Origin of the sequence: Desemzia sp. FAM 23990, assembly GCF_045528485.1 — a bacterium.
Classification (GTDB): Bacteria; Bacillota; Bacilli; order Lactobacillales; family Carnobacteriaceae; genus Desemzia.
Window position 1 is genome coordinate 46,682 of sequence record NZ_JBGQQW010000022.1, and the last position, 14,875, is coordinate 61,556.

Here is a 14,875-nt window from a genome sequence, read left to right on the forward strand (position 1 = left end):
AATTCGTCACCCCTTTGCTATATATTAAGTTCACTTTAACAAAAAAACATGAACTTTACTTTTCATTTTGTATACTTTGAAAAGTATATTTTGACCGTTATTTTATCTCCATCTATTTGACATTTGATAAAAAATTTATTTCCATTAAATACTTGTGTCATATGTGATAATTTTTCATCTTAAATAAAAAACTATTTTTGGGTTCTGTCTCGTAAAATAAACTTTTTCTTGTACAGCCTGTTATACTATTAAAAGAAACATTTGGACAACAAACGATTAGTTGTCTTTGAAAAGAAATTTTTATGAAATGAGTGGTAGGATGTCTAACGAAGTGCTTTTAGTATCTAAAACGACACTAAATGAAATGAAAGAATATTACAAAAGTTATTTAAAGCCAAATACACCTCCAGGTAGTCTCTTTGCTGCTAAAAAAGGAGCGGTCAACATTACGGCATACAAATCTGGAAAAGTGTTGTTTCAAGGAAACAACTCTACTAATGAGGTAACGATTTGGAAAGCTAAAGGAGAAATCACCAAGAAGAAACCTAAAGTAAAAAGCGTTGACTCTTCTTTGCCTAACGGCTTTAGTGACTGGTCTGTTTTAGGTAGTGATGAGGTAGGAACCGGCAGCTATTTCGGACCATTGACGGTCGTTGCAGCTTATGTCGATCGCTCTCAGTTTGAACTATTGAGAGAATTGGGCGTGCGTGATTCTAAGGAAATGACGGATAAAGAAATTTGTCGTGTGGCAAAAGATTTGGTTACTTTCTTACCATATAGTTTACTGAATGTAATGCCAGAAAAGTACAATCATATTCAACCAACAATGACTCAAGGAAAAATGAAAGCCGTACTGCATAATCAAGCTTTGCATCACGTGTTAACTAAAATTGCACCTATTACACCTGAAGCGATTTTAATTGATCAGTTCGAACTGCCGACAACTTACTTTAAACACATTCAAGATCAAACTGTCCAAGTAAAAGAAAATGTTTATTTTCAAACAAAAGGCGAAAGTCATCATTTAGCAGTAGCTGCGGCTTCCATCATTGCTCGTTATGCTTTTTTAACTGGTTTAGAGGACCTGACAAAAGAAGCTGGTACAAAAATCCCATCGGGAGCCGGATCCAATGTGGATTTAGTCGCTGCAAAATTATTAAAACGCGGCGGTGTGTCTTTATTGAACAAATATGTTAAACTTCATTTTGCCAATACTGAAAAAGCTAAAAAAATTGCAGGATACAAATAAAATAAAACTAGTAGAACATCCAAAATGGACATTCTACTAGTTTTGTTTTTAGCGTATTTCTGCGTTTAGTTGTTTTGCTAAAGCTGTTTTCACTTCTTCAAAAGCTTTTGTGACTTCTTCTTCCACTAAAGTTGCTTCAGGATTTAGATAAGCTAATGTATAAGCCATTGATTTTTTACCCGTTGCAATATGTTCCCCTTGGTAAAGATCGAACAAACGAACGTGTTGCAAGTATTTTCCGCCTTTTTCCACAATAACATCTGCAATTTGTTGGTTTGTAGTTGTTTCATCCACTAATAACGCAACATCTCTTGTCATACCAGGGTATTTAGGAATCGAACGATAAATTGTCGGTTCTTTTTCTGCTTCAATAACAGCATCAAAATTGATTTCAAAAGCATAAGTCTCATTCAAATCTAGTTCATTTGCTGTTACTGGATGAATTTGACCCATAAAACCAATTTCTTTGCCTTCTAAAGTAATAGCAGCCGTACGACCCGGATGCATCTCAGTGTAATTAGCCTCTTGTACATAATCTATTTTGCCCACTAGTCCATAAGTTAAAAGCAACTCTTCTAGAATTCCTTTAAGAACATAGAAATCAACTTTTTGCCCTTCTTCTTGCCAATCCGTTGCAAGCATTGAGCCAGTCAATACACCGGCTAAATGTTCTTGCTCATGCGGCAATACTTGGCCTGCTTCATGATAGAACACACGACCAGTCTCAAACAAGGCTACATGGTTGTTATTGTGAGATAAATTATATTGGACATCATCCAACAAACCGCTTAACAGATTCATTCTTAATGTGCTGCGTTCTTCACTCATCGGCATGTCCAGTTGTGTAGCTTCGCTTTCACGCATCATAAAGCGGCTCGCTTTTTCTGGAGTCGTCAATACATAACTAATGGCCTGCGTTAAACCAGATCCTTCTAAAAAGCGTCTGGTATGACGAACTAAGCGTTGTTTTGTAGACAATCCACCAGGAATAGACTCTGTTTTTGGAAGTGTAGAAGGTAGATTATCGTACCCATAGATTCGAGCGATTTCTTCAATCAAATCAGCCTCGATATGAATGTCCCAACGTCTAGGTGGTACTACGACTTCAACGTTGTCTGCCGAGATCGTTACGCTAAAATCGAGTTGTTGGAAAATAGCTTCTACATCTTCAGCAGAAATTTCAGTCCCCAATGAACGATTGATTTTAGTTAACGTAGTAGTCACAACAGCAGCATTTACCTCTACTGTATCTACCGCTGACACGCCAGAAACAACTGTTCCTTCTCCTAATTCTGCCATTAAAGCAGCAGCGTGTTCACTAGCTTGTTGCAACGTTGCCAAGTTGATCCCTTTTTCAAAACGTGAACTGGATTCACTACGTAAATTCAATTCTTTAGCCGTTTTACGGATCGAGATGGGTTCAAATAAAGCCGCTTCTAAAGCTACTGTAACCGTATCGTCTGTAATGTGAGAATCTAGTCCGCCCATCACTCCGGCTAAAGCTACTGGTTTTTCACCATTCGTGATCACAATGTTAGCTGGAGTCAATTTGCGTTCTTCTTCATCTAACGTCACTAATATTTCGTCTTGTTTTGCACGACGAACTAAAATTTCTTTTGATTTTAACTGATCATAGTCAAAAGCATGTAGCGGTTGACCGTATTCCAATAAAATATAGTTTGTGATATCGACAATATTATTTAATGGACGAATACCTGCATTCATTAATTTCGTTTGCAACCACATAGGACTTTCTTTTACTTTTACGTCTTTGATGACTCGAATCGAATAAATTGGCGCATCCTCTTTATTTTCAATCGCTACTGATAGATAATCTTCAGCTTTTTCTGACGCGTCTTCTTTCAATTCTATCGTTTCAAATACAGGTTTTTGATTGTAAACAGCTCCAACTTCGTGAGCAACACCGCGCATACTTAGTGCATCTGCTCTGTTTGCTGTAACAGCCAAATCAAGAATAGCATCATCCATAGCTAAATAAGAGAAAACTTCTTCTCCGGGAACAGCTTCTTCGGGTAAAACATAGATACCGTCTGCGTATTTTTTGGGAATCACTTTGTCTGAGTATCCTAATTCTTCTAGAGAACATACCATACCATTTGAAACTTCTCCGCGCATTTTACTTTTTTTGATTTTTTTATTGCCTGTAATACGAGATCCAGGTAAAGCCACAATGATTTTTTGACCTGCTTCAATATTGGGAGCTCCACAAACAATCTGTGAAAGTTCCTCTTCTCCAATGTCCACTTGGCAAATGTGTAAGTGATCTGAATCAGGATGATCTACAACTTTTACTGCATGACCAACAACGATTTTTTTTAATCCTTCTTGAGGAACTGCTACATCTTCCACTTCAATTCCGGTGCGACTTAATTTGTCCGCTAAATTTTCCGGAGTAATAGATTCTAAATTTAAATATTCTGCTAACCATTTATAAGATACATTCATGGGACTACTCCTTTACCTTGAATTGATTTAAGAAACGCAAATCATTTTGATAAAAATGACGAATGTCGTCAATTCCATATTTCAGCATAGCTACGCGCTCTGGACCAAGACCAAAAGCAAAACCACTGTATACAGAAGAATCAATTCCTGACATCTCCAACACGTTAGGGTGTACCATCCCGCCACCTAAAATTTCGATCCAACCAGTGTGTTTACATACATTACAGCCGTCTCCTCCACATTTGAAGCAGCTGACATCAACTTCAACAGAAGGTTCTGTAAACGGGAAGTAACTTGGACGCAAACGGATCTCACGATCAGCACCAAATAATTTCTTCGCAAAAAGATCTAATGTTCCTTTCAAATCAGCCATACTGACTTGTTCTGAAACAACTAGTCCTTCAATTTGATGAAATTGGTGAGAGTGAGTCGCATCATCACTGTCTCGACGGAATACTTTCCCAGGACTGACCATTTTTAAGGGTCCATTTGAAAAATCATGTTTATCCATTGTACGAGCTTGTACAGGGGAAGTGTGTGTTCTAAGCAATACTTCATCCGTAATATAGAATGTATCTTGCATGTCTCGAGCTGGATGGTCTTTAGGCAAGTTCATTCGTTCAAAGTTGTAATTGTCTTCTTCAACTTCTGGTCCTTCAATAACTTGATACCCCATGCTAATAAACAAATCTTCGATTTCTTCCATGATTTGTGTCAATACATGGCTTTGTCCTTTAGCAACTTGCTTTCCAGGTAAAGTCACATCGATCGTTTCTTCAAGCAGAGCTTGATGAATCGCTTCTGTTTCTAAAATCGTTTTGCGTTCTTCAATAGCCCCTTGAATAGCATCACGGACCACATTAGCTAAAGCACCTACTATTGGGCGTTCTGAAGGATCAAGATCCTTCATACCTCTGAGTACTTCTGTAATAGGACCTTTTTTACCAAGATACGCTACGCGAACTTGATCTAAAGACTTTAAATCAGCAGCTGATTCAACCTTGTTTAACACTTCAAGTTGCAGCGTTTCAAGTTTCGTTTTTAATTCCATTTTTCTACTCCTATCCAATTATCATTTTTGAACACACAAAAAGCCCCATCCCTATAAAAGGGACGAGGCTTAGATTCGCGGTACCACCCTAGTTTAAGTCAAATAGACTTACACTCAATTGCATAACGGCGCATACCGGAACTTTTTTCATTACGTTAGTGTAAATTCCAAAGTCAACTCAGGAAGTGAACTTCATTCGACTGTTTTTACAAATGCTTCCAGCCAACGGCATTTGCTCTCTTAAAAAAACTGTTCAAATTACTCTTTTCCGTCATCGTTTCTGTGAACTATTCAATTCTCATTTAGTTTAACCGAATCCAAGTGAATCCGTCAAGCTTATTTAGGGGTTATTTGCATTCTTCGGGAGCGATCCATTGATCTGCCCAAAGCTGAACTTCATTCATAACGCCTCTAAAAGCAGTTCCTTTTTCCGTCAATGTATATGCAACACGCATTGTAGCATCTGGATCAACCGTACGCATAACGATGCCTTCTTTTTCCAATTCTTTTAAGCGTTCTACTAATACTCGATCACTTACTTCTGGAATAGCTGAAGCAATATCTTTAAAACGGCGAGGTCCATCTAGTAATACATCGATGATAAGGCCTATCCATTTTTTCCCTAAAAATGAAAAAGTCCGTTCAAATTTAGGACAAATCATTTTCTGTTTAGACTCGCAGATTACAGTATTTTGATTTTCTTTTTTAACAGTTATCATCCTATTTCACCTCTTTTTCCTATAGTATAGCACATTTCATTATTAAAAGTAAGTAGATTTCCGTCAATTTGACTATTTCTCATTAAAAAAACCCACTTAATTATCTCATTAAATGGGGGAACGAACCTACTTTATTGAGATACATTTACTGGTTTCAAGCGCGTCCAAACATTTTTAGCTTTATGTCGTAAATTGGTTTTAAGCAGCTGTGGCAAAGGAGTTAACACTTCTTTGGTCGCACAATACTTATCTACTATTGTTACTACATAACTTTCTTTGAACTTAGGTAACTGACGTATGCAAGCAGGAGATGCCAACCACATATGTTTTACAATAATATCGCACTCTAGGTCGGTTAATTCTGTCAATAATTGAGCATTTTTCAGAGCCACATGGGGATGGTAAGAGGCATGTGAATACCCTGAATAGCTTGAAGCAAAGGTTTCTCGATCTTCATGGAAAAAGTCATGAAGCAAACCTGCACGTGCTATAGCTCGACAATTTAAATTCAATCTTTTAGCAATTTTGTAACTCGTATAAGAGACACTGATTGAATGTTCTAATCTCGTTGAAAAATGATGATGTGTTATGGTCTTTAAACTTTGTACTTCTTCGCATTGAATTAAGTCTTCAATTAAAGCCACATAATCAGAATCTAATTTCCAGCTAGCCTGTGTCATTCAAGAACTTCCTTTATCAAATTAGTATGATGCTTTATTTATGTTGTGTCTTATCATACAGCGTTTAAGTATAAAATAAAAGCGTATTTCATTGAATTCATCATTTCTTACTATAGACTTAACATTTTTGTCATAATCTGTATCAAGTTTACCTCAGCTTTTGAATCATTAGCAGTCTCTCTTTTTTTTTAGAACTGCACGAGGCACTCCACATTGCTACTGAGCTTGCTTTGTGAAACAAAGCTTAGCGAATTGGTACAAAGCGAATGCAATGAGACTTTGCCTCAGTTTATAGTTTCTATTTTCTGGCCGTATCTACCAAGCGGCCTCCGCAGCTTATAAGCTGAACATTAGAATTCCGGCTGCTACTGCTACGTTTAGAGATTCTGCTTGTCCAGTGATAGGGATGTATAGATTTTTGGTAGTTTGTTTTAATAGTTCTTTATCCATACCGTTTCCTTCATTTCCCATCACAAGACCATAAATCTCGGGAGCATTGATTTCACGGTAAGAAGCTGCATCTTCGTTCAGCTCTGTTCCGTAAATCGGGAAATGATGAGATTTAAACAAGACAAACCACTCATTCAAATCACCTTCGTAGACCGGAAAATGAAAATGTCCTCCTTGAGTTGAACGCAACACCTTACTATTGTATAAATCTACCGTACCTTTTCCTAATACTACTCCTCCATAACCTGCAGCATCAGCTGTTCGGATCATCGTACCAACATTTCCAGGATCTTGAACATTATCTAAAAGTAAATAAGGTTTTGTAAAATTTGCTGGCGTACCAGGCATTTCTTTTTCAACAATAGCAAATACGCCCTGTGGTGATTCAGTATCACTTAAATAATCCACTATTTCTTTTGAAATCATGACTACCTTCTCTTGGGGATATTTTTCAAATAGTGTCTCTTTTACTTGTTCAGATACTAAAAATTCTTGGATAGGAGCATTGTGCTCCATCGCTTCTGCTATTAGATGGAAGCCTTCAATCAAATAAACTCCTGTTAATTCTCTTCCTTTTTTTGTATGGAGCTTTTTCCATTTTTTCACTCGATCATTCTTCTTAGATAAAATTCTTTCCATTTTATAAATACCTCTCTTCATTTGCATAGAGTTAGTGTACTAAAAAAAGGTGTGGAACAAAAGTCCCACACCAATTATTCTATTTATTTTTGTTGTACTTTACGTTCTATAAATTACATTCCAAGATATGGTGCTGGATCTGTACGTACTCCATTTTTGTATACTTCAAAATGTAAATGGATTCCTGTTGATCCACCAGAAGTACCCATAGTTCCTACTTGTTGTCCTTGAGAAACTTTTTGTCCAACACTTACACGTAAACTACCTGGTTGCATATGTGCATACAGCGTTTCAATTCCATTACCGTGGTCAATTTTCACGTACCAGCCCCATGAACTATGGTACTGAGCTCTCACTACTGTACCACCTTTTGAAGCTACGATTGGGCCACCGCCGCCAAAGTCCATTCCGCCATGTAATTTATTGACATGTTCGATCGGGTGGAAACGATATCCGTAGGGAGAAGTTGTGTATCCATTAGACGGACGAATGAAGCCAGAACTTGATGTTGTAGAACTTGAACTAGATGAAGAAGAACTACTTGAACTAGACGAGCTGCTTGATTCGCTTGAAGAACTGCTTGAGCTAGATGAACTACTTGATGTAGTAGCCACTTTGCTTGCTTCAGCTTCTTTTGCTGCTGCAGCTGCTTCTTCAGCCGCTTTACGTTCTCTGGCCTCTAATTCTTGACGTTCTTTTTCTTCACGAGCTTTTTGCTCAGCAATGATACGATCTTGTTCAGCTTTCATTTCTACACTTAAAGTACTTGTTTTAGCTGCGATAACTTCTTGCTCTTTCACAAAAGCATTTTTTTGTTCTTCAGTCATATCATAATTAGCAGCTACTTGGATAATTTTTTTATCCAACTCATCTTTTTGAGCCACTAACGTATTGCGGTTCATTTCAATTTCACCTTTTAGTGTTTCGATAGCGACACGTTCGGCTTCAGCTTCAGCTTCTTTAGCTTCTAAGGCTTTTTGATCTTCAATTTGAGCTACAACGATTTCTTGGTTGGCATCTACTAATTCGTTGACCACTCCAACGCGGCCTAACAAATCTGAAAGACTTTCAGCAGAAATAACGATGTCTAACAAATTAGCAGAGTTTCCATCTGTTTGTACTGCTCTAGCTTGGTTATCAATTTTTTCTTGTCTTTGTGCAATCAATACTTTTAATTCTTCAATTTCTTTTTGCAATTGTGCAACTTTTTCTTCTGCTGCTTTCAATTTCTTTTCTTGTTCATTTAATTCACGAACAACTTGATCGATATCTTTTTGTAAATTAACGACATCAGTTTCTAAAGCAGACTTTTCCTCTGCTAAAGTTTTTAAAGTTTCTTCTTGTACGTTGATGTTGTTTTGGATATTTTGATTTTCTTGTTCTAACTGTTCTTTTTCTTGACGCATGTCTTCTAAAGTATCAGCCGCTGCTTCAGTCGGCATAACCAATGGACTGACTAACATAGATGCTGCAAGTAAACCAGTAAGTAATTTCTTTTTCAATTTATTTCCTCCATATGATCAATTCGCTTTTAGTAAAATTCAGTTGTGTTATATTTAGTAAATTTTTTATTGTTTTTTCGCTAAGAAAAATATAGCACACAAAAAAACATTCTAAGATTTTAGTTGTGTAACAAAACGCAAGCAATATTACAGAATGATTACCGCAAACGTTTTCGTCGTATTCTACTCCTCCTAAACGTCTATCTAACAGTAATTGTTCAAATTTCATTCAATTTTACTTTTGTATTTTAAAGCGTTTTCAAATACGTTCGTTTTACTGATTTATCAAGACTAAACTTGTTATTTATTAAAGAAATCTTTAGAATTCAGTTGTTATTTTGTAAAAGTTTTAACTAAAAATAAGACAAAAAGTGTTCAAACATTACGTTATGTATTTTAATCAAAATCTCATTTAATTTCTTTCTTCTAAAAAAAAACCTGTTTTTTTCTACTTTCATAAAACTAGTCTTAAAAAAACCACTCATTTTGAGTGGTTTTTTTAGGACTAGTTTTTTTCTATTCATACCGAACAACAGGTTTTCTTGCAGCAGTTACTTCATCTAATCTTTTTACAGATGTATGATGAGGTGCTTCTGTAACTAATTCAGGCGTCTCATTTACTTCTTTAGCGATTTGAATCATTGCATCTGCAAATTTATCTAAGGTTTCTTTTGATTCCGTTTCTGTTGGTTCGATCATTAAACACTCTTCTACAATCAAAGGGAAATAAATCGTTGGTGCATAATATCCAAAGTCCAGCAATCGTTTAGCAATATCTAATGTACGAACGCCTAATTTCTTTTGTCGATTCCCAGATAATACAAATTCATGTTTGCATACTTGCTTGTAAGGAGAATCATAATAAGGCTCTAGGCGCTTGCGCAAATAATTTGCGTGAAGTACGGCACTTTCGGAAGCTTTTCTTAATCCACTGGCTCCCATGGTACGTATATACGTGTAGGCGCGTACGTTGACACCAAAATTGCCAAAATAGCCTTTGATTCTACCAATAGATAATGGATAGTCTGAGTTTAATTCGAATCCATTAGTTGTTTTTTCAATTCTCGGAACAGGCAGATAAGATTCTAAATAAGCTTTTACACCTACTGGACCCGATCCTGGACCGCCTCCTCCATGAGGTGTACTGAACGATTTGTGCAAGTTTAAATGAACAATATCGAATCCCATAGCACCAGGTGATGTAATTCCCATGATGGCATTCAAATTAGCGCCGTCGTAGTACAGTAATCCGCCCACTTCATGAACAATATCTGCTATTTCAAGAATATCTTTTTCGAAAATACCTAAAGTATTCGGATTGGTCAGCATCAATCCAGCTGTATCCTCTCCGACTTCTTTTTTCAAGGCAGTCAGATCAACTGTTCCATCATCATTTGAAGGAATCTCCACGACATCAAAACCTGCGATTACAGCACTTGCTGGATTGGTCCCATGAGCTGAATCAGGAACAAGTATTTTTCGTCGTTTGTCCAGATCGCCAGTTTTTTCATGATAGGCTTTAATGATCATCAGACCTGCCCACTCACCTTGTGCGCCTGCTGCTGGTTGCAAGGAAATAGCATCCATGCCAGATACGACTTTTAAATCTTCTTGGAGTTCGTACATCAATTGGAAAGCACCTTGAAGAGTTCTAGTCGGCTGAAGAGGATGGATAGAGGCAAATCCACTATAACGAGCAACATCTTCATTGATTTTCGGATTGTATTTCATCGTACATGAGCCAAGTGGATAAAAGCCATTGTCTATACCGAAGTTTTTATTAGACAGAGCCGTATAATGTCTCATCAATTGAGGCTCTGAAATTTCCGGCAATTCGGCAGCTTCCTCACGCAAAAAGTTTTTTGAGAACTTTTCTGCTAACGAAATAAGCGGAACATCACTTTTTGGCAAACTATAAGCTGTTCTTCCTGGTTGACTGATTTCAAATAAGATATCCGTGTAATCATTCATGAGTTAATTCCTCCAGTACAGAAACCAAATCATCGATCTCTTCTTTGGTTCGTTGATCGGTCACACAAAGAAGCATCGTATTCTCCATTTCATAATCAGGTTCCAAGTCATAACCGCCAATAATCCCTTTATCCAAAAGCAAGCTGTTTACTTCTGAAACAGGACGGTTTAATTTCACTGCAAATTCATTGAAGAAAGGAGATTGGTTATAAATGCTAAAGCCTTTATTTTTTAATTGGTTCGCTAAGTAATCAGCTTTGTCCACATTTAATTGCGCCATTTCTTGGATTCCCTCTTTACCTAAAGCAGCCATACACACTGCTGAAGCCAAGGCATTTAAAGCTTGATTGGAACTCATATTCGAAGTCGCTTTTTCACGACGAATGTGTTGCTCACGCGTCTGTAAGGTCATGACAAATCCACGTTTGCCTTCGTTATCCGTGGTTTGTCCGATAATCCGACCCGGAATTTTGCGCAGATGTTTTTTGTTTACAGTAAAATAACCGCAATGTGGTCCGCCAGCTGACATAGTCAATCCTAATGGCTGCATATCTCCTACCACGATATCTGCACCTAATTTCCCAGGAGCTTCCAATACTCCTAAAGCTAATGGATTAGCCATTACAATGAAAAGGGCTTTTTGAGCAGCTGCCAGTTCTTTTATAGCTTTCAAGTCTTCCACAGAGCCTAAAAAATTCGGGTATTGAACAACAACTGCTGCCGTATGTTCATCAATCTTTTCTCTTAGATAAGTAAGATCTGTAACGTCTTTCATCAATGGAAGTTCTACTAGTTCAAATTCTCGGCCTTTTGAGATGGCTTCTAAAACTTCTCTCCCTTGAGGATGAACTCCTTTAGAGACCAGAATTTTAGAACGTTTTGTAGTGGTTACGGCCAAATTGGCTGCTTCTCCTAAAGAAGTAAACCCATCGTATAAGGAAGAATTAGCAGCTTCCATACCCGTCAATTCTGTGATCATCGTTTGAAACTCAAATATAGCTTGTAATTCTCCTTGACTGACCTCGGGCTGATATGGAGTATAAGCCGTATAAAATTCAGAACGAGAGATAACATGGTCTACTACACTAGGAATGTAGTGATCGTACGTTCCTGCTCCTAAAAAAACAGCCGCATCATCTGTACTGACATTTTTAGCTGCTAGTTGACGCATGTGAGTCGTTAAAGCCGATTCTGAAAGAGTCTCGGGAAGAGTGAACTCTTCTCTCAACCGAATAGTTTCTGGAATATCTTGAAACAACTCTTCAATAGAATGAATTTCCAACGTTTCCATCATTTCAGCTGTGTCTTGCTCCGTATCTGGTAGATAGCGAAATTCATTTGTCACATTATTGACCTTCTTCCTCTTTTAATTCCTTCACATAAGCTTCATAAGCTTCTTGATTCATCAATTGAGTCAATTCATCTGCATCCTCAACTTGAATTTCTGCTAACCAGCCATTTTCATATGGTGATTCATTCACCAATTCAGGACTGTCTTCTAATTCGTCATTCACCTTAATGATCGTTCCCGTTAGAGGCGTAAAAATCTCCGAAGCTGATTTTACAGACTCCACAGTAGCGATTTCTTCTTCGACTGAAACAGCAGAATCTAATTCGGGAACTTCTACAAAAACGATATCTCCTAATTGTTCTGTAGCATATTGGGTAATTCCCATCCGAGCAATATTGCCTTCAAGAACTAGTACCCATTCGTGGTCTTTTGTAAAATACAAATTATTTTGATTGTTTGTCATGTTGCAACTTCCTTCCTTGTATAAAGTTTTATGGTCGTTTGTAAAAAGGTGTAGCGATGATTTGAGCAGCGATTTTTTTCTTTCTCACCCCAACATACACTGTAGTTTCTAGTGCAGTATAATCATTTTGGATCAAAACTAACCCAATACTTTTCTTTAAAGTCGGTGATTTAGTCCCTGATGTGACGACCCCAATTCCTGTTCCGTCTTCTGAGTAAACAGGATAACCTTCACGTGCAATACCTTTGTCCAAAAGCTCAATTCCTCTGATTCTTCTCTTCAAGCCTTCACTGCGCTGAGCAGCTAATTTTTCTTGACCGATAAAAGAAGCCGTTTTCTTCGTTTTCACAGCAAATCCAATCCCACCCTCTAAAGGAGTGATGTCATCAGATAATTCGTGTCCGTATAAAGACAAGCCTGCTTCTAATCTTAACGTATCCCTTGCACCAAGTCCGCATGGTCTAAGTCCGTATTCTGCACCGACTTTCAACAAAGAGTCCCATAGTTTTTCGATTTGATTCGCTGCTGTGTACAACTCAAAGCCATCTTCACCAGTGTATCCTGTTCTGGCTATCAGAATGTTGGAAATGTCGGCCACCTTTTCACTTGGTAGAAAGTGATACGATTGAATCGTACTCAAGTCTGCCGTTGTTAATTTACTCAGAATCGTTTCAGCTGTCGGCCCTTGAAGCGCCAGCAGCCCCATTTTGGCAGAAAGATCTTTGAGAGAGACATTGTCTTCTAAGTGTTGATGCATCCATTCCCATACTTTATCTTTGTTTGCCGCATTGGGTGTCATAAGATATTTTTCCTCAGACAGCTTGAAGATGATCAAGTCATCAATAGTCCCTCCGTCTGGATGGCATATTGCGTTGTATTGAGCTTGATTTATCTGGATAGAAGCTACATTATTGGTCAGTAAATGATTCAAGCAAGCTGTCGCATGTGTTCCTTCAATCAAGATTTCTCCCATATGAGACACGTCAAATAATCCAGCTTTTGTACGTACGGCTTCGTGTTCTTCTATAATACCGGTGAATTGAACTGGAAGCGACCAACCACCAAAGTCGATTAATTTTACGTTATTTTTTTTATAATAGTCATATAACGGTGTTTTATTTAAATTAGATTGCTCCGACATTTTATTCCCCCTAACTTTCTGATCACACTTTTTTATTCCTTATCTACATTATAAAAGATTCCGCTACCATTGTCTTTCTTTATTCAAGAAATAATTTTTCGAGAGTGGAGCAAAGTGTATAGCTCGTCGGTTACGAGAAGGGTCCCACTAGTTAGATGCTTTTCCTGTCAGTTTGAATTCAGCTGAAATTTTTTTATTACTGCACAAAAAAAGCTGAGATAATCGTTCTACCTCAGTCTTTTCTTTTTTACTATTAAAGTGCTTTTACCATCCCGCCGTCCACTAAAATAGATTGTCCAGTAACATAAGTATTCGCTCCAGAAACTAAAAATACAGCTGCTTTGGCAAATTCTTCTGGTTTTCCGTAGCGACCGATGGGAATTTCTTTTTCCGATTGTGCGGTGACTTCTTCTAATGACATTCCTTTTGCGTCAGCTTTTCTTTGGTCCATCACTTGAATTCTGTCCGTAGCTATTCTCCCAGGCCCAATCGTATTGACCATGATATGATCAGGCGCCAACTCTACTGCTAATGATTTGCTTAACCCATTGATACCGTTACGAAAAGTATTCGATAATATTAAATCTGGAATAACTGATTTAATAGAAGAACTCGCCACATTTAAGATTTTTCCGCCATTTTCTTTTAAATCTGGCAACACTTCTCGAATCAAGCGAATGTAACTCAATAAATTCAATTCGAATGCGTTTACCCAATCTTCATCCTCAAAATCCGTAAAGTTTCCAGAAGGAGGTCCTCCCGCATTATTGATTAAGATATCAATTTTTCCAAATTGAGTCTTGGTTTCTTGCACTAATGCTCTGATATCTTCTGGTTTGGTAATATCAGCTGGAAAATACGCTACTTTACTTGCAGCTTCAGCTTGAATTTCTTCTGCCGCTTGTTGTAAAGTTTCTTCTGTTCTACTAGTCAACATCACGTTGGCACCTTCTTTAGCCAATTCCTTGGCGATGGCTTTTCCCAATCCTTTACTTGAAGCTACTACAAGTGCAACTTTATTGGTTAATTCTAAATCCATTCTTCTCCCCCTCATATTCAATAATGAAAAACGTTTGGACAAATTATACCATTAATCGATATAAAACAAATAAGATTGAGACTAAGTTGAACCACTCCCCGTCAAGTAGACAGGTTAAAAAACAAAATAATTGTTTACCCTACCACATTGAATAAGATGCTCAACGTGGTATTTTTTTATGAGGCTAAAGAACGGTACTCCGAAGGAGTTAAAC

Annotated in this window: 12 protein-coding genes and 1 other annotated feature; of the genes, 1 reads left to right on the forward strand and 11 read right to left on the reverse strand. The window is 37.5% G+C overall.

Going from position 1 to position 14,875, the window contains the following annotated elements:
• Window positions 1–319 precede the first annotated feature (319 nt).
• Window positions 320–1,249, forward strand: coding sequence for a ribonuclease HIII (gene rnhC / locus ACEN4I_RS09575; RefSeq protein WP_407095622.1), 930 nt, complete (start codon window positions 320–322; stop codon window positions 1,247–1,249).
• Window positions 1,250–1,297: 48 nt separating this feature from the next.
• Here rnhC and pheT read toward each other — a convergent pair whose 3' ends face one another.
• The 11 genes from pheT to ACEN4I_RS09630 form a co-directional block, all read right to left on the reverse strand.
• Window positions 1,298–3,715: a phenylalanine--tRNA ligase subunit beta gene (gene pheT, locus ACEN4I_RS09580; RefSeq protein WP_407102774.1), complete on the reverse strand. Its 2,418-nt coding sequence runs from the start codon at window positions 3,713–3,715 to the stop codon at window positions 1,298–1,300.
• Window positions 3,716–3,719: 4 nt separating this feature from the next.
• Window positions 3,720–4,766: a phenylalanine--tRNA ligase subunit alpha gene (gene pheS / locus ACEN4I_RS09585; RefSeq protein ID WP_407095620.1), complete on the reverse strand. Its 1,047-nt coding sequence runs from the start codon at window positions 4,764–4,766 to the stop codon at window positions 3,720–3,722.
• A 55-nt stretch (window positions 4,767–4,821) separates the two neighbouring features.
• Window positions 4,822–5,050: a binding site (T-box leader), on the reverse strand.
• Window positions 5,051–5,113: 63 nt separating this feature from the next.
• The gene (locus ACEN4I_RS09590; protein WP_407095619.1) at window positions 5,114–5,485 is read right to left on the reverse strand and encodes a winged helix-turn-helix transcriptional regulator; all 372 of its coding nucleotides are present in this window, start codon (window positions 5,483–5,485) and stop codon (window positions 5,114–5,116) included.
• 131 nt (window positions 5,486–5,616) lie between these two features.
• Window positions 5,617–6,165: an HD domain-containing protein gene (locus tag ACEN4I_RS09595; protein WP_407095618.1), complete on the reverse strand. Its 549-nt coding sequence runs from the start codon at window positions 6,163–6,165 to the stop codon at window positions 5,617–5,619.
• Window positions 6,166–6,501: 336 nt separating this feature from the next.
• Window positions 6,502–7,254 (reverse strand): TrmH family RNA methyltransferase, encoded by a 753-nt coding sequence (locus ACEN4I_RS09600; RefSeq protein ID WP_407095617.1) that lies wholly within the window; start codon window positions 7,252–7,254, stop codon window positions 6,502–6,504.
• 113 nt (window positions 7,255–7,367) lie between these two features.
• Window positions 7,368–8,756, reverse strand: coding sequence for a peptidoglycan DD-metalloendopeptidase family protein (locus ACEN4I_RS09605; protein WP_407095616.1), 1,389 nt, complete (start codon window positions 8,754–8,756; stop codon window positions 7,368–7,370).
• 516 nt (window positions 8,757–9,272) lie between these two features.
• A complete protein-coding gene (gcvPB, locus tag ACEN4I_RS09610) occupies window positions 9,273–10,727 on the reverse strand; it encodes an aminomethyl-transferring glycine dehydrogenase subunit GcvPB (RefSeq protein WP_407102773.1) in 1,455 nt (484 codons plus the stop codon).
• Window positions 10,720–12,072, reverse strand: a complete 1,353-nt coding sequence (gcvPA, locus tag ACEN4I_RS09615) for an aminomethyl-transferring glycine dehydrogenase subunit GcvPA (RefSeq protein ID WP_407102772.1) — start codon at window positions 12,070–12,072, stop codon at window positions 10,720–10,722. The genes gcvPB and gcvPA overlap by 8 nt, the downstream gene beginning before the upstream one ends.
• Before the next feature lies 1 nt (window position 12,073).
• Complete coding sequence (gene gcvH / locus ACEN4I_RS09620; RefSeq protein WP_407095613.1) at window positions 12,074–12,481, reverse strand: glycine cleavage system protein GcvH; 408 nt, start codon at window positions 12,479–12,481, stop codon at window positions 12,074–12,076.
• Between the two features lie 28 nt (window positions 12,482–12,509).
• Window positions 12,510–13,622, reverse strand: a complete 1,113-nt coding sequence (gene gcvT, locus ACEN4I_RS09625; protein ID WP_407102771.1) for a glycine cleavage system aminomethyltransferase GcvT — start codon at window positions 13,620–13,622, stop codon at window positions 12,510–12,512.
• Window positions 13,623–13,875: 253 nt separating this feature from the next.
• A complete protein-coding gene (locus tag ACEN4I_RS09630; RefSeq protein ID WP_407095610.1) occupies window positions 13,876–14,661 on the reverse strand; it encodes an SDR family oxidoreductase in 786 nt (261 codons plus the stop codon).
• Window positions 14,662–14,875 lie beyond the last annotated feature (214 nt).

Bases quoted from the DNA above. Each gene is read 5' to 3' on its own strand.
- pheT (WP_407102774.1), bottom strand. From the start codon at position 3,715: ATGAATGTATCTTATAAATGGTTAGCAGAATATTTAAATTTAGAATCT.
- rnhC (WP_407095622.1), top strand. From the start codon at position 320: ATGTCTAACGAAGTGCTTTTAGTATCTAAAACGACACTAAATGAAATG.
- ACEN4I_RS09595 (WP_407095618.1), bottom strand. From the start codon at position 6,165: ATGACACAGGCTAGCTGGAAATTAGATTCTGATTATGTGGCTTTAATT.
- gcvH (WP_407095613.1), bottom strand. From the start codon at position 12,481: ATGACAAACAATCAAAATAATTTGTATTTTACAAAAGACCACGAATGG.
- ACEN4I_RS09600 (WP_407095617.1), bottom strand. From the start codon at position 7,254: ATGGAAAGAATTTTATCTAAGAAGAATGATCGAGTGAAAAAATGGAAA.
- pheS (WP_407095620.1), bottom strand. From the start codon at position 4,766: ATGGAATTAAAAACGAAACTTGAAACGCTGCAACTTGAAGTGTTAAAC.
- ACEN4I_RS09630 (WP_407095610.1), bottom strand. From the start codon at position 14,661: ATGGATTTAGAATTAACCAATAAAGTTGCACTTGTAGTAGCTTCAAGT.
- gcvT (WP_407102771.1), bottom strand. From the start codon at position 13,622: ATGTCGGAGCAATCTAATTTAAATAAAACACCGTTATATGACTATTAT.
- gcvPB (WP_407102773.1), bottom strand. From the start codon at position 10,727: ATGAATGATTACACGGATATCTTATTTGAAATCAGTCAACCAGGAAGA.
- ACEN4I_RS09590 (WP_407095619.1), bottom strand. From the start codon at position 5,485: ATGATAACTGTTAAAAAAGAAAATCAAAATACTGTAATCTGCGAGTCT.